This is a genomic window from Variovorax sp. GW823-FHT02B07 (genome assembly GCF_058797695.1).
Genome location: NZ_JBXAJX010000008.1, coordinates 108925 through 124060, shown reverse-complemented (window position 1 = coordinate 124060; position 15136 = coordinate 108925). Strand labels below are relative to the sequence as shown.

Below are 15136 nucleotides of genomic sequence, written 5' to 3'. Positions count from 1 at the left end.
TCTCAGACGGTGTCGCCGGCAGGCTCGCGCGCCACGAGCGCCTCGAGTTCGGCGGCGCGCTGCGAGCGGCCCACCGTGCGGTGGTCGCGCGCCAGCAGCGTGTACATGGTGGGCAGCACGAACAGCGTGAACAGCGTGCCCACCAGCATGCCGACCACGATCACCAGGCCGATGCTGAAGCGGCTGTTGGCGCCCGCGCCGCTGGCGAACAAGAGCGGCACCAGGCCCACCACCATCGCGGCCGTGGTCATCAGGATCGGGCGCAGCCGGATGCGCGCGGCCTGCTCGATGGCGGCGCGGCGATCCAGGTTCAGGCGCTCCTGGATCTCGTTGGCGAACTCCACCATCAGGATGCCGTGCTTGCTGATGAGCCCGATGAGCGTCACCAGCCCGATCTGCGTGTAGATGTTGATGGTGGCAAAGCCCAGCGCCAGCGGCACCAGCGCGCCGCAGATCGACATCGGCACGCTGACCAGGATGATCAGCGGGTCGCGCAGGCTCTCGTACTGCGCGGCCAGCACCAGGTAGATCACCACGATCGCGAACACGAAAGCCATCACCAGCGCCGAGCCTTCCTGCGTGAACTGGCGTGCGTCCGACTGCCAGTCGTAGCTGAAGCCGGCCGGCAGCTTCTTGGCCTCTTCGCTCAGGAACGCCACGGCGTCGCCCATGGTCACGCCCGGCATCGGAATCGCCTGGAAGGTGGCGGCGTTGAGCTGGTTGAACTGCGTGAGCTTGTTGGGCCCCACGCTGGTCGACAGCTGCACCAGGTTGGCCAGCGGCACGGGCTGGCCGCTCGCGCTCTTCACGAAGTAGCGCGCGAGCGCCTCGGCCGTGAGCCGCTGATCGCGCGGCGACTGCGGGATCACGTCGTACGAGCGCCCGTCCATGCCGAAGCGGTTGACGTAGTTCTCGCCTACCAGCACCGCCAGCGTGTCGCCGATGGCCTTCATGGTCACGCCCATGCTGTTGGCCTTGGCGCGGTCCACGCGCACCTCGGTCACGGGGTTGTTGAACTCCAGGTCGCTGTCGACCACGGCGAACTTGCCGCTCTCGCGCGCCGCCTTCTTCAGCGTTTCCATCGCCTCGAACACGCTGCGGTGGTCGCCCGCGCTGCGGATCACCATCTGCACCGGAAGCCCACCGGTCGAACCGGGAAGCGACGGCAGCTGAAAGGCGAACACGCTGCTGCCCTCGACCTCGTTCATGCCGCCCTGCACGTCGCCCTGGATCTGGTCGGCGTTGCGCTGGCGAGCGTTCCAGTCGGACAGCTGCACGCCGCCGATGCTGTTGGAGACGCCGTCCGAGCCGTTGATGAGCCAGCGGCCAGTGTTCTCGGGCAGCTTGGCCAGCACCTCGTCCCACTTCTGGCCGAACTTCTCGACGTAGTCGATGTTGGCGTGCTGCGGCGACTTGATGACGGTCATCACCATCGCCTGGTCTTCGCCCGGCGCCAGCTCGCGCTGCGCCGCGTTGTACAAGAAGGGCAGGCTCACGAGCACCGCCGCGGCCAGCAGGCCCGTGACCCAGCGGTGGTGCAGCGACACGTCGAGCAGCCGCCCGTAGGCCGTGGCCAGCTTGTGGAAGAAGGCCTCGGCATAACGCGCCATGCGGCCCGCCGTGGCGTCCTGCGGCAGCAGGAACGAGCTCATCACCGGCGACAGCGTGAGCGCGATCACGCCCGACACCACCACCGCGCCGGCCAGCGTGAAGGCGAACTCCTTGAACAGCGAGCCCGTGAGCCCGCCCATGAGGCCGATGGGCGCGTACACCGCGGCCAGCGTGAGCGTCATCGCGATCACCGGGCCGGCCACTTCGCGTGCGCCGATCAGCGCGGCCTGCACGCGCGACTTGCCTTCCTCGATGTGGCGGTGCACGTTCTCCACCACCACGATCGCGTCGTCCACCACCAGGCCGATGGCCAGCACCATCGCCAGCAGCGTGAGCAGGTTGATGCTGAAGCCGAACAGCAGCATCAGCGCCGCGGCACCGAGCATCGACAAGGGAATCGTCACCACCGGAATGAGCACCGCGCGCAGCGAGCCCAGGCACAGGAAGATCACCAGCACCACGATGGCGATGGCTTCGAGCAGCGTCTTCTGCACCTCGTCGATCGAGGCCTCGATGAAGCGCGCGAGTTCGAAAGGCAGCTGCACCTCCACGCCCGGCGGGAGGTTCTGCTTGATGCCGGGCAGCAGGTCGCGGATGCGCTTCACGATCACCAGCGGGTTGCCGTTGGGCGCCGCTTGCAGGCCGAGGTAGATGGCCTTGTCGCCGTCCATCGTCGCGCTGCTGTCGGCGCTGGCCGCGCCCAGTTCCACCGTGGCCACGTCGCCCAGGCGCACGATGGCGTCACCGTCGCGCTTGATGACCATGTCGCGGAACTCGGCCACGTTCACCAGGTCGGTGTTCACGCGGATGTTCGACACCACGTACAGGCCCTTCACCTGCCCGGGGGCGGCCTGCACGTTGTTCTGGCGCAGCGCGTCGGCCAGCTCGCCGGCCGAGATGCCGCGCGCGGCCATGCGGTTGGCGTCCAGCCACACGCGCATCGCGAGCGTCTGCCCGCCCGACACCTCGACGCCCGAGACGCCCTCGATCGACGCGAACTGCGGCTGCACCACGCGCGAGAGGTAGTCGGTGAGCTGCGGCACCGGCATGGTCTTGCTCGAGAAGCCCACGTACGCAACCGCCGTGGCCTCGCCCGACGACTTGAGGATCACCGGGTCGAAGGCCTCGGCCGGCAGCCGGTACTTCACCTGGCTGACCTGCGCCATGGCCTGCGTGAGCGCCTGGTTGGCGTCGGCGTTGAGCTTCATGCGCACGCTGATCACGCTGCGGCCCAGCGTGGACGACGACGACAGGTAGTCGACGTTCTCGATGGTCGCCACCGCCTGCGCGATCGGCTGCGTGACGAAGCCCTGCATCAGCTCCGGCGAGGCGCCGGGGTACTGCGTGGTGATGGTGAGCGTGGTGCTCTCGGTGAGCGGGTACTGGCGCACCGGCAGGTCGCCCAGCGCACGCGCGCCGAGCAGCAGGATGAGCGTGCTCACCACCAACGCCAGCACGGGCCGGCGCACGAAGAGGTCGGTGAACTTCATGACTTCGCGTCCTGCAGGGCCAGTGTGTCCTTCGCGGCCGGGGCCACGGCGGCGCCGTTGTACAGGCGCAGCTGGCCCGAGGTGACGACCTGCTCGCCGGCCTTCAGGCCTTGCTCGACGACGACCAGGCCGTCTTGTCGTTCGCCGGTCTTCACGAACACCTGCTGCACCGAGAAGCCGTCGCCCTTGTCGCCGGCGCGCACCACGAACACCGAGTCGCCGTGCGTGCTGTAGGTGATGGCGGTTTCAGGCACCGCGATGGCGTCGGCGCGCGCGGGCAGCGCCACCTTGGCGTTGACGTACATGCCGGGCGTGAGCGCGCCATCGGCGTTGTCGACCGTGGCCTGCAGCCGCACGGTGCGCGTGTCGCTGCCGATCATGGGCTCGATGGCGCTGAGCTTGGCGGGGAACACGCGGCCCGGGTAGGCATCGACCGCGAGCGCCACCGCCTGGTTGCGCCGCAGCGCCGGCAGCGCGTTCTCGGGCAGCGTGAGGTTGGCGAACAGCGTGCGCGCATCGGTGAGCGACACCAGCGCATCGCCGGCGCGCACGAACTGGCCGAGGTTGACCTTGCGGATGCCCAGCACGCCGTCGAACGGCGCCCGGATGTGCTTCTGCTCGATGAGCGCCTGCACGCGGCGCAGCTCGCCGCTGGCCTGGTCGAAGGCGGCCTGCGCCTGCTCCATCTGCTCCTGCGTGGCGGCCTGCTGCGGCAGCAGGCGGCGCGTGCGCTCGAGCAGGGCCCTGGCATTGGCCTGCTGGGCGCGCAGCCGTTCGAGGTCGCCCTGCTCGGGCGCGTCGTTCAGCAGCACCAGCAGCTGGCCGGCACGCACCTGCGCGCCCGGCGTGAAAAGGATCTTCGCGACCCGTCCCTCCACCTCGGCCGGCACCTCGACCTGCCGGTTGGCCTCCAGCGTGCCGATGCCGCCGAGAAAGCGCGCCATCTCGGTCTGCCGCGCTGGGGCCACCGCCACCTTGGCCGGCGGCATGGCGCCGCCCTGTGCATGGGCCGGCTGGAACTTCGCCACGAGCCCGTAGCCCGCCGCGCCCAGCACCGCGACCGTGAGACCGGCGCCGAGCCAGGTCCTGGATTGTTTGTTCATACGCAACCTGCTTTTTTATCAAAGAAAGTACTTTGATTATTAGATCGCGTCCGAACGCTGTCGAGAAAGACGTGGCAATGGCCCCGATAGGACAGGGCTATCTTTGGCGTCGCGTGCATGGTGGGTGCTCCGGGTGGTTGCGCGGGGACATCCCCGCACCCCGAAGACGGGCGGCGCGTCGCTTTTGTGACGCGGCGGCGGTGCGCAATCGCCGTACGGCCGCCGGGACATCGCTCGCTGCGCCAGGCGCCGATGTACATTGCGACCTGCGCATGAACCTATTCAGCATGGCCACCAAACCCCGTAAGAAGTCCGCGGCTGTCACCGAGGACGAGGTCTTCGACATGGCCGCCGACCTGTTCCGGGCCATGGCCGCGCCCATGCGGCTGAAGATCGTGAGTCTGCTGTGCAACGGCGAGAAGAACGTGAGCGAGCTGCTCGCGCAGATCGACACCACGCAGCCCAACATGTCGCAGCACCTGAACACGCTCTACCAGGCGGGCGTGCTCGCCCGACGCCGCGACGGCGTGAGCATCTACTACAGCATCGCGAACGAGACCGTGGTGGCGCTGTGCCGCAGCATCTGCGTGCAGATCGCCATCGAGCAGGAATAAGAAGAAGAGAAGAAGGCCGGCGTCAGCCGGCTTTCGCGCCTCAGGGCTTCAGGTAGACGTAGCCTTCCTTCGCCTGCAGCCGTGCCACCTCGGCCACGCCCGAGGGCACCACCTTGGTTTCCATCAGCAGCTTGCCCGCGTCGATGTTGCGAGTGGTGAGCGTGTTGTTGCACACCTTGAACTCCACGCCGCGCCCCGCCAATGCGCTCACCGGGCCGCTGAACTCGCGGCCTTTGCTGTCCTTGGCGTCGCTCAGCAGGAAGTCGATGCCGGGGCCGTGCGTGACTACGACGATCTTCGCCTTCGGGTCTGCGTTCAGGTGGTTCGTGATGTTCGCGAGGATGGCGGCGCTGTTCTCCACGCCGGTGTTGACGTGGTAGACCACCTTGGTCTCCTGCGCGCCCGCGAACGTGGCGACCATGGCGAGCAGGAAAGCGATGAATGCGTGTCTCATGGGGAAACCCTCTGGCTGTTGTCGTTGCCCGCAAAATATCATCTTCTGCTTATATTTACAGCCGGGCAAGCCCGCGGCCCTCGCCGCCCAGCCCGCAGGAGACGACCCACGATGTTCCCGTGCCGGCCCACCGCCGTTCGCGCGAAGGCGCTGCTGATGTGCGCTGCGCTCTGGCTGAGCGCCAGTGCCGCGTTCGCCGCGCCCGAGATCCGCCCGCTGCCGGTGGCGCCCGACATCTACTACGTGCAGGGCATCCCCGCGCTGGGCTCCAAGGACAACCAGAACTTCATCTCCAACGCCGGCTTCGTCGTCACGCGCGACAGCGTCGTGATGATCGACGCGCTCGGTTCGCCCGCCGTCGCCGAGCGCATGGTGGAAGAGATCCGCAAGCTCACGCCCAAGCCGATCAGCCACGTCATCCTCACGCACTACCACGCCGACCACATCTACGGCCTGCAGGTGTTCAAGGCGCTGGGTGCGCAGATCGTGGCGCACGCGCGAGGCAAGAGCTACCTCACGTCCGACACCGCGCGGCTGCGGCTCGAGGCCTCGCGCCAGGAACTCGCACCGTGGATCGACGAGCGCACGCGGCTGGTGCCGGCCGACGTGTGGATCGACGGGCGCACCGAGCTCACCATCGGCGGCACGCGCTTCGTGATCCAGCCCGCCGGCCCCGCGCACACACCCGAAGACCTCGCCATCTTTTTGCCGCAGCAGAAGGTGCTGTTCACCGGCGACATCGTGTTCCGCAACCGCACGCCGTATGTGGGCTCGGCCGACAGCCGGCACTGGATCGCGTCGCTCGACGCGCTGCTCGCCCTCGATGCGCGCACCATCGTGCCGGGCCACGGCCCCGCGTCGGACGACCCGGCGCAAGACCTGCGGCAGACGCGCGACTACCTCGTCTTCCTGCGCGGCGCGATGCAAAAAGCCGCCACCGAGATGACGCCCTTCGACGAGGCCTACGCCGCCACCGACTGGTCGCGCTTCGAGGCCTGGCCGCTGTTCAAGGTGGCCAACCGCATGAACGCCTACAACACCTACCTGCTGCTAGAGCAGGAGGCGCGATGAGCGGCGACCGCACGCGCCGGCAGCTCGTTGCGAGCCTCGCCGCGTGGTGCGTCGCGCCAGTGGCCGTGCATGCGGCCGATGTGCAGTTGCCCGCGCCTGCCTCGCTGGCCGGCGCGCTCGCCGCGGCGCTGGCCCGCGCGCAACCGCTGGTCGTCATGGCCAGCCTGCAGGGCTGCCCCTTCTGCAAGATCGCGCGCGAGCACTACCTCGTGCCCGAACTCGCTGCAGGCCTGCCCGTGGTGCAGATCGACTTTCGCGACGCGCGCACCGTGCGCGACTTCGACGGCGCCACGCGCACGCACGACGCGCTCATCAAGGCGTGGCACGTCAGCGTCGCGCCGACCGTGCTCTTCTTCGGCCGCAACGGCCGCGAGGTCGCCGAGCGCCTGACCGGCGGCGACTCGGACTTCTACGGCGCCTACCTCGAAGCACGCCTGCAGCAAGCGCGCACCGCCGTCCGAAGCTGACGTTATGCATGGCGAAACCGAACGGGTTTCCCCCAAGAGCAAAGCCCTTCCCTTGTTCACGATCGTCCCTAAAATCAATACATAACGATTTACTTATTTAACGATGAAACCGGCCGCTTCGGGGCGCGTTTCGAGGAGACCGAATTGAAGTTGCTGCTGCCGTCGCTCGCCGTCGCTGTCACCGCCATCCTGCTGTCGACGCCGGCCCTTGCCAACAAGGAACTGGCCCAGAAGAACGCCTGCCTCGCCTGCCATGCGGTCGACAAGAAGCTGGTCGGCCCCGCCTACCTCGACGTCGCGAAGAAGTACACCGGCCAGGCCGACGCGCTCGCCGCGCTCACCGCGAGCATCCAGAAGGGCAGCACCGGCAAGTGGGGCGCCGTGCCCATGCCTGCGCAGCCCGCGATGAGCGAGGCCGATGCCAAGGCGCTGGCCGCCTGGGTGTTGGGCGGCGCCAAGTAAGGCCCACGGACGCGACGCGATGAGCGGCAGCATCCAGCAGACCGGGCAGGTGCGCAAGGCACCCGAGAACTTTCTCGACGCGCAGGGCGTGCGCGCCGTCTTCGCCGAAGCCGGCAAGGGGCGGCGCGACTTCATCCGCAACGCCTTCGCTGCGGCCGTCGCAGGCACGGCGGCCACGTCCTCCGCGCTCGCGCAAACGCGCACCGCGGTGGGCGACGGCGACCCCGCCATATTGAACCTGCCCGCGCACAGCACGGGCCTCGGCCAGCCGGTGGTCACCGACGGCTACGGCAAGCCTTCCAAGTACGAAGCCAATGTGCAGCGCCGCCAGAGCCCGGGGCTCACGCCGACCGCGCAGGCCTCGGTGTCGTTCGCGCCGCTGCAGTCGCTGTTCGGCATCGTCACGCCCAGCGGCCTGCACTTCGAGCGGCACCACCAGGGCTGGTGGGACATCGATCCGTCCAAGCACCGCCTGATGGTCAATGGCATGGTGAAGACGCCGAAGGTCTTCACGCTCGACGAGCTGATGCGCCTGCCCTCGGTGTCGCGTTTTCACTTCATCGAGTGCGGCGCCAACACCGGCATGGAGTGGGGCAACGTCGCCGTGCCCACGGCCCAGTACACGCACGGCATGCTGTCGTGCAGCGAGTTCACCGGCGTGCCGCTGATCACGCTGCTCGAGATGGCGGGTGCCGACCTGAAGGGCGAGCGCTTCGTGCTCGCCGAAGGCGCCGACGGTTCGTCGATGACGCGCACCATTCCCATGAGCCTCATCCGCTCGGGCGAAGTGCTCGTGGCCTATGGCCAGAACGGCGAGATGCTGCGGCCCGAGCAGGGCTACCCGCTGCGGCTCGTGGTGCCCGGCGTGCAGGGCGTGAGCTGGGTCAAGTACCTGCGCCGCATCGAACTCGGCGACCAGCCCTACGGCGCCAAGGACGAGACCGTGCACTACGTCGACCTCATGCCCGACGGCCAGCACCGCCAGTACACGAGCATCCAGGAATGCAAGAGCGTCGTGACCACGCCCTCGGGCGGGCAGATGCTGCTCGACAAGGGCTTCTACAACATCACCGGCCTCGCATGGTCGGGCCGCGGCAAGGTGAAGCGCGTGGACGTGAGCGTGGACGGCGGGCGCAACTGGCGCACCGCGCGGCTCGAATCGCCCGTGCTCTCGAAGTGCCTCACGCGCTTCAACATCGACTGGGTGTGGGACGGCACGCCCGCCATCATCCAGAGCCGCGCGATGGACGACACCGGCTACGTGCAGCCCAGCTACAAGCAGCTGCGCGCGGTGCGCGGCACGCGCTCGATCTATCACAACAACGCCATCCAGTCGTGGCAGGTGCAGGCGAACGGGGAGGTGGCGAATGTCCAGCTTTCCTAAGCGCGCGCTGCTGTTGCTGGTCTTCGCTTGCGGCGCGGCCGCATGGGCACAGCCCAAGACGGCAGGCTACGCCGGCATCGGCCGCGACGCCACGCCCAAGGAAGTGGCCGCGTGGGACATCGACGTGCGTCCCGACTTCAAGGGCCTGCCGCCCGGCTCGGGCTCGGTCACGCGCGGGCAGGACCTGTGGGAAGGCAAGTGCGCCTCGTGCCACGGCGTGTTCGGCGAATCGAACCAGGTGTTCAGCCCCATCGTCGGCGGCACCACGGCCGAGGACATCAAGAGCGGCCACGTCGCGCGCCTGAAAGACCCGGCCTTCCCGGGCCGCACCACGCTGATGAAGGTCACGAGCCTGTCGACCGTGTGGGACTACGTGTACCGCGCCATGCCGTGGAACCAGCCCAAGTCGCTGACGCCCGACGACGTGTACGCCGTCACCGCCTACATGCTGAACCTCGGCGGCATCGTGCCCGACGACTTCACGCTGTCCGACAAGAACATCCGCGAGGTGCAGGCCCGCATGCCCAACCGCAACGGCGGCACCACCGCGCACGCGATGTGGCCCGGCAGCGAGTTCGGCCGCGCGACGAAGCCCGACGTGTCGGCCGTGGCCTGCATGCGCGACTGCGTGCCGGCGGCGTCGTCCGTCGCGCAACTGCCGGCGCATGCGCGCGGCAGCCACGGCAACCTCGCCGACCAGAACCGGCTGGTGGGTGCGCAGCGCGGCATCGCCACCGCCGCACCCGCTGCTGCAGTGAAGACCAGCGCACCGGCTGCCGCACCGAAAGTGCCCGTGGCGCTGCTCGAGAAGAACAGCTGCACCGCCTGCCACGGCATGACGCAAAAGCTCGTCGGCCCCGCCTTCTCGGACATCGCGAAGAAGTACCCCGGCCAGACCGACCACCTGCTGCAGAAGATCAAGGCGGGCAGCACCGGTGTCTGGGGGGCGATCCCGATGCCGCCGCAGACCCTGGCCGACGATGATGCCAAGGCCATCGCACGCTGGCTCGCCGACAGCGCCGGACCATGATTCGACAGGAGACAACCCCATGAAAAACCGCAGACAGATGCTCACGCAGTCCGCCGCCCTCGCAGGCCTGGCGGCCACCGCCGGCTGGCTTCCCGCCACCGCCCTCGCGTATTCGAAAGACGCCTTCGACGCCAAGAGCGTGGCCGACGCGCTCAAGGCCGTCGGTGTCACCGGCGCGCCCACCGAGAGCAAGGACGTCACCATCACCGGCCCCGACATCGCCGAGAACGGCGCCGTGGTGCCGCTCAGCGTGGCCACCGCCTTGCCCGGCGTGAAGCAGCTCATGCTGCTGGTCGAGAAGAACCCGAACGCCGTGGTCGCGATCTTCAACACCTCGGAGTTCGTTGAGTCGAACTTCACCACGCGCGCCAAGCTGGGCCAGTCGTCCGACGTGTACGCGATCGCGGTCATGAACGACGGCAAGGCGCTCTTCGCCAAGAAGGAAGTCAAGGTCACGCTCGGCGGCTGCGGCGGCTGAACGACGGCTTCACACACAGAACACGACGAGAAGAAGGAGACCACCATGGCAGATCCCATGCGCATCCGCGCCCAGGCCGCGGGCGACAAGACGACCGTGCGCATCCTCATGGCGCACGAAATGGAAACCGGCCAGCGCAAGGACGCCGCCGGCAAGACCATCCCCGCCTGGTTCATCCAGGAGGTCACGGCCTCGCTCAACGGCAAGACCGTGCTCACGGCCGACTGGGGCCCCGCGGTGTCGAAGAACCCCTTCATGCAGTTCACGCTGAAGGGCGCGAAGGCCGGCGACAAGATCGCCGTGACCTGGAAGGACAACCGCGGCGACACCCGCACCGACGAAGCCACCGTCAGCTGACGCTTTCTTCGCCCACGCGGGCGTTCGCTCGCGTGTTGTGTTCCCCACGAGAAAAAAAGGCGGCCCCATGAGGACAACCACATGCCTGAGCCTGCTGGTGCTGGCCGGCAGCATCGCACTGCCCGCCGCGGCGCAGAAGACCACGGCCGAAGGCATCGCCGAGTACCGCGCGCTGCTGCAGGACGGCAACCCCGCCGAACTGTTCGAGGCCAAGGGCGAAGACCTCTGGAAACAGAAGCGCGGCCCCAAGGCCGCGTCGATGGAGAAGTGCGACCTCGGCAAGGGTCCGGGCGTGGTGAAGGGCGCGTTCGCCGAACTGCCGCGCTACTTTCCCGACACCGGCCGCGTGCAGGACATGGAGTCGCGCCTGCTCACCTGCATGGAAACCTTGCAGGGCTTCGACGCCGCCGCCATCGCCAAGACGCCGTTCGGCCAGGGCGAGCAGAAGAACCTCGAGGGGCTGGTGGCGTGGATCTCGGCCGAATCGAAAGGCCTGCCGCTGAACCTGCCGCAGTCGCATGCGAGCGAACGCCGTGCGTACGAAGTGGGCAAGCGCCTGTTCTTCCTGCGCGCCGGCCCGCACGACTTTGCCTGCGCCACCTGCCACGGCGCCGACGGCAAGCGCATCCGCCTGCAGGACCTGCCCAACCTCACGAAGAACCCCGGCGCCGGTGAAGGCTTCGGCGCCTGGCCGGCCTACCGCGTGTCGTCCGGCGAGCTGTGGGGCATGCAGCGGCGGCTCAACGACTGCTTCCGCCAGCAGCGCTTTCCGTACCCGGGCTACGCCAGCGACGTGACCGTGGCGCTGGCCGTGTACATGGGCGTCAACGGCAAGGGCGGCAAGACCACCGCGCCCGCCATCAAGCGCTGAAGGAGCCACGCCCATGAAATCAGATCACTTCTTCGGCCTGGCCGCCGTGGCCTGCGCGCTCACCGTGTTCGGTTGCGCGTCCGTCGACAGTGCCGCCGAGCTCGACAAGCTCACCGCCGACGCGCTGCAGCGCTCCTTCCGCGACCAGGGCATCGCCAAGGTCGACCGCCTCGTGCAAGACCCCGCCAACCTCGCGTGCAGCGAGGCCGAGGCCAGCGGCAAGCCGCTGGACGAGCAGCGCACCAAGGAGATCGAGGCCGCCAACATGAAGACCGTGCGCTGGCCTTCCGACGGCAAGTTCGTCGGCGACTGGCGCGAGGGCGAGAAGATCGCGCAGAACGGCCGCGGCCTCACCTGGACCGACGCTGCGAATGCGGCCAACGGCGGCAATTGCTACAACTGCCATCAGATGTCGAAGGAAGAAATCTCCTTCGGCACGCTCGGCCCGAGCCTGTACCACTACGGCAAGCTGCGCGGCGTGAGCGACCCGACCAGCGCCGCGTCCAAGCCCATCGTCGAATACACCTGGGGCAAGCTGTGGAACGCGCGCGCCTACAACGCCTGCTCGAACATGCCGCGCGTCGGCCATTCCGGCATCCTCAACGAGAAGCAGATCCGCGACGTGATGGGCTTGCTGCTCGACCCCCAGTCTCCCGTCAACCGCTGAACGCCCGGCTTCTTTCTTCATGAACCTTTCCAAGCGCGAGTTCGTCCAGATGCTCGGTGCCGGCGCTGTCGCCGGGCTGGGCCTGGGCCGCCACGGCAGCAGCATGGCCGCCGGCCTCGACGGCATGTACACCGTGCCGGCCTTCGGCAACGTGTCGATGCTGCACATGACCGACTGCCACGCGCAGCTCAAGCCGCTGTACTTCCGCGAGCCGGGCGTCAACATTGGCGTGGGGAACATGCGCGGCAAGGTGCCGCACCTCGTGGGCGAGCACCTGCTGAAAGCCGCGGGCGTGAAGCCCGGCACGCGCATGGCGCACGCGCTCACCTACCTCGACTTCGACAAGGCCGCGCAGCGCTACGGCAAGGTCGGCGGCTTTGCGCACCTGGCCACGCTGGTGAAACAGCTCAAGGCCAGCCGTCCCGGCGCGCTGCTGCTCGACGGTGGTGACACCTGGCAGGGCTCGGCCACCTCGCTGTGGACCGATGCGCAGGACATGGTCGATGCCTGCAAGCTGCTCGGCGTCGACGTGATGACCGGCCACTGGGAGTTCACCTACGGCATGGCGCGGGTGCAGCAGATCATCGAGAAGGACTTTGCCGGCAAGGTCGAGTTCGTGGCGCAGAACGTCAAGACCGCCGACTTCGGCGACCCGGTGTTCAAGCCGTACGTGATGCGCGAGATCAACGGCGTGCCCTGCGCCATCATCGGCCAGGCCTTTCCGTACACGCCCATCGCCAACCCGCGCTACATGGTGGCCGACTGGACCTTCGGCATCCAGGACGACAACCTGCAGCGCGTGGTGAACGAGGCGCGTGGCAAGGGCGCGCAGGTGGTGGTGGTGCTGTCGCACAACGGCATGGACGTCGACCTGAAGATGGCCAGCCGCGTCACCGGCATCGATGCCATCCTGGGCGGCCACACGCACGACGGCACGCCCATGCCCACGCTCGTGAGCAACGCGGGCGGCAAGACCATCGTGGTCAACGGCGGCTCCAACGGCAAGTTCCTCGGCGTGATCGACTTCGACGTCAAGGGCAAGAAGGTGAGCGACTTCCGCTACCGCCTGCTGCCCGTGTTCTCCGACCTGATTCCGGCCGACAAGGAGATGGACGCGCTCATCACCCGCGTGCGTGCGCCCTACGAGGCCAAGCTGTCCGAAACCCTCGCGCACACCGACGGCGCGCTGTACCGGCGCGGCAACTTCAACGGCACCGGCGACCAGCTGCTGCTCGACGCGCTCATGGAAGTGCAGGACGCGCCCATCGCCTTCTCGCCCGGCTTCCGCTGGGGCACCTCGCTGCTGCCCGGCCAGGCGATCACGCGCGAGTGGCTGATGGACATGACGGCCACCACGTACTCGTACGCGACGGTGACGCAGATGACCGGCGAGACGCTCAAGACCGTGCTCGAAGACGTCTGCGACAACCTCTTCAACCCCGACCCCTACTACCAGCAGGGCGGCGACATGGTGCGCGTGGGCGGGCTGCAATACACCTGCGACCCGACGGCCGCCATGGGCCAGCGCATCCAGGACATGCGCCTGGGCGGCAAGCCCATCGACGCCAGCCGCAGCTACAAGGTCGCGGGCTGGGCGCCCGTGAGCGAAGAGGCGCGCACCGCCGGCAACAAGCCGGTGTGGGAGGTCATCGAGCCGTGGCTGAAGTCGCGCAAGGTGGTGACCACGCGCCGGCTCGACGAACCCGTGCTGAAGAACATCGCGCCGAACCCCGGCCTGGGCTGAATGGGCCCCCGCACGCGCGGGGTCGCTCCCTAGAATCGGGGCATGTCCATCGCGCAGCTTTCCCTTCTCACCACGCTCGCGCTCGTGGCGGCCTTCGTGCTGTCGGCGGTGTTCGGCGCCGTCGCGCGCGCCACGCGCTTTTGCACCATGGGCGCGATCAGCGACGTGGTGGCGCTGGGCGACTGGACCCGCGTGAAGCAGTGGGCCGCGGCCGGCGGCGTCGCGCTCATCGGCTTCTCGGCGCTCGTGTTCGCGGGGCTCGTCGATGCCGACCGCACGCTCTACGCCTCGCACCAGATCCTCTGGCTCGCCGCGCTGGTCGGCGGCCTGCTGTTCGGCGTCGGCATGGTGCTGTCCTCGGGCTGCGGCAACAAGACGCTGGTGCGCCTGGGCGGCGGCAGCCTCAAGGCGCTGGTGGTGCTGGTGCTCATGGGCGTGTCGGCCTTCGCCACGCTGAAAGGCATCACCGCGGTGCTGCGCGTCGCGACCGTCGATGCGGTGCACATCGACCTGGCGATGAATGCGTCGCTGCCCGATGTGCTGGCGGCGTCTTTCCAACTGAAGGCATCGTCGCTGCGCCTCGCGCTCGGCCTGGTGCTCGGCGGCGCGCTGCTCGTGTGGGCCGCCTGGGGCCGCGAGACGCGCGATGTGCGCAGCCTCGTCGGCGGCATGCTGATTGGCGCGCTGGTCGTCGGTGCGTGGTGGCTCAGCGGCCACTGGGCGGTGGTCGAGGAGCATCCGCTCACGCTCGAGCACGTGTTCCTCGCCACCAACTCCGGCCGCGCCGAAGCGCTGAGCTTCGTCACGCCGGTGGCCTACGCGCTCGACTGGCTCATGTTCTACAGCGATGCCAACAAGCGGCTCACGCTGGGCATCGTGTCGGTGGCCGGCGTGGTGGCGGGCGCCGCGCTGCATGCGCTGTGGTCGCGCGAATTCCGCTGGGAGGGCTTTGCCGGCACCGGCGATCTCGCGCACCACGCGACAGGCGCCGTGCTCATGGGCATCGGCGGCGTCACGGCCATGGGCTGCACCATCGGGCAGGGCCTGAGTGCGTTGTCGACACTGAGCATCGCGAGCCTGCCGGCCATCGCGGGCATCGTGATCGGTGCGGTGGTAAGCCTGAAGTACCAAGCCTGGCAGCTCGAACGCACGCTCTGACTTTCCAGGGCACGCCTTGAAGCGAATCCTCACAATTTAGTTCGGTGCGCGGGGCGTTTTTCGCGCGTTCGCGACGATCGGACGCGGTGGCGCTGGCTATCATTTTTCGCACCTGTTGCCGCTGCGAACGATGGCCTTCATCGACGGGCGCGGCACCGAACAACCACAACCGAGG

Annotated in this window: 15 protein-coding genes; 12 read left to right on the top strand and 3 right to left on the bottom strand. The window is 68.3% G+C overall.

Features of this window, described 5'->3' with window-relative positions; genetic code table 11:
* Positions 1-2: 2 nt before the first annotated feature.
* Positions 3-3101 (bottom strand): MexW/MexI family multidrug efflux RND transporter permease subunit, encoded by a 3099-nt coding sequence (locus AC1RGU_RS27780; RefSeq protein ID WP_492699459.1) that lies wholly within the window; start codon positions 3099-3101, stop codon positions 3-5.
* Positions 3098-4204 carry an efflux RND transporter periplasmic adaptor subunit gene (locus tag AC1RGU_RS27775; RefSeq protein ID WP_492699457.1) on the bottom strand — a complete coding sequence of 369 codons (1107 nt, stop codon included), beginning with the start codon at positions 4202-4204 and terminating at the stop codon, positions 3098-3100. Before AC1RGU_RS27775 ends, AC1RGU_RS27780 begins: the two co-directional genes overlap by 4 nt.
* Before the next feature lie 287 nt (positions 4205-4491).
* Between AC1RGU_RS27775 and AC1RGU_RS27770 the strand changes: the two genes are divergently transcribed.
* Positions 4492-4818 carry an ArsR/SmtB family transcription factor gene (locus AC1RGU_RS27770; RefSeq protein WP_062473861.1) on the top strand — a complete coding sequence of 109 codons (327 nt, stop codon included), beginning with the start codon at positions 4492-4494 and terminating at the stop codon, positions 4816-4818.
* Positions 4819-4858: 40 nt separating this feature from the next.
* Here the strand turns inward: AC1RGU_RS27770 and AC1RGU_RS27765 are convergent, their stop codons facing one another.
* Positions 4859-5272, bottom strand: coding sequence for a DsrE family protein (locus tag AC1RGU_RS27765; RefSeq protein WP_492699455.1), 414 nt, complete (start codon positions 5270-5272; stop codon positions 4859-4861).
* Between the two features lie 111 nt (positions 5273-5383).
* Here AC1RGU_RS27765 and AC1RGU_RS27760 point away from each other — a divergent pair, with 111 nt between their 5' ends.
* The 11 genes from AC1RGU_RS27760 (at position 5384) to AC1RGU_RS27710 (ending at position 14961) form a co-directional block, all read left to right on the top strand.
* Positions 5384-6343, top strand: a complete 960-nt coding sequence (locus tag AC1RGU_RS27760) for an MBL fold metallo-hydrolase (protein WP_492699453.1) — start codon at positions 5384-5386, stop codon at positions 6341-6343.
* A complete protein-coding gene (locus AC1RGU_RS27755; RefSeq protein WP_492699451.1) occupies positions 6340-6810 on the top strand; it encodes a thioredoxin fold domain-containing protein in 471 nt (156 codons plus the stop codon). Before AC1RGU_RS27760 ends, AC1RGU_RS27755 begins: the two co-directional genes overlap by 4 nt.
* Positions 6811-6954: 144 nt before the next feature.
* Positions 6955-7272, top strand: a complete 318-nt coding sequence (locus AC1RGU_RS27750) for a c-type cytochrome (RefSeq protein ID WP_307581966.1) — start codon at positions 6955-6957, stop codon at positions 7270-7272.
* A 19-nt stretch (positions 7273-7291) separates the two neighbouring features.
* Positions 7292-8656, top strand: a complete 1365-nt coding sequence (gene soxC / locus AC1RGU_RS27745) for a sulfite dehydrogenase (protein WP_095747119.1) — start codon at positions 7292-7294, stop codon at positions 8654-8656.
* Entirely contained in the window at positions 8640-9686 is a 1047-nt protein-coding gene (locus AC1RGU_RS27740; protein ID WP_492699449.1) for a c-type cytochrome, read from the top strand. The genes soxC and AC1RGU_RS27740 overlap by 17 nt, the downstream gene beginning before the upstream one ends.
* Positions 9687-9705: 19 nt before the next feature.
* Positions 9706-10164 carry a thiosulfate oxidation carrier protein SoxY gene (soxY, locus tag AC1RGU_RS27735; protein WP_056576806.1) on the top strand — a complete coding sequence of 153 codons (459 nt, stop codon included), beginning with the start codon at positions 9706-9708 and terminating at the stop codon, positions 10162-10164.
* A 45-nt stretch (positions 10165-10209) separates the two neighbouring features.
* Positions 10210-10521, top strand: a complete 312-nt coding sequence (gene soxZ, locus AC1RGU_RS27730; protein WP_172438442.1) for a thiosulfate oxidation carrier complex protein SoxZ — start codon at positions 10210-10212, stop codon at positions 10519-10521.
* Between the two features lie 67 nt (positions 10522-10588).
* On the top strand, positions 10589-11392 hold the full coding sequence (soxA, locus tag AC1RGU_RS27725; RefSeq protein ID WP_062473848.1) for a sulfur oxidation c-type cytochrome SoxA: 804 nt from the start codon (positions 10589-10591) through the stop codon (positions 11390-11392).
* Positions 11393-11405: 13 nt separating this feature from the next.
* On the top strand, positions 11406-12059 hold the full coding sequence (gene soxX / locus AC1RGU_RS27720; RefSeq protein ID WP_492699447.1) for a sulfur oxidation c-type cytochrome SoxX: 654 nt from the start codon (positions 11406-11408) through the stop codon (positions 12057-12059).
* Positions 12060-12078: 19 nt separating this feature from the next.
* The gene (gene soxB / locus AC1RGU_RS27715) at positions 12079-13803 is read left to right on the top strand and encodes a thiosulfohydrolase SoxB (RefSeq protein WP_492699445.1); all 1725 of its coding nucleotides are present in this window, start codon (positions 12079-12081) and stop codon (positions 13801-13803) included.
* A 42-nt stretch (positions 13804-13845) separates the two neighbouring features.
* Complete coding sequence (locus tag AC1RGU_RS27710) at positions 13846-14961, top strand: YeeE/YedE family protein (protein WP_492699443.1); 1116 nt, start codon at positions 13846-13848, stop codon at positions 14959-14961.
* The last annotated feature ends 175 nt before the right edge of the window (positions 14962-15136 follow it).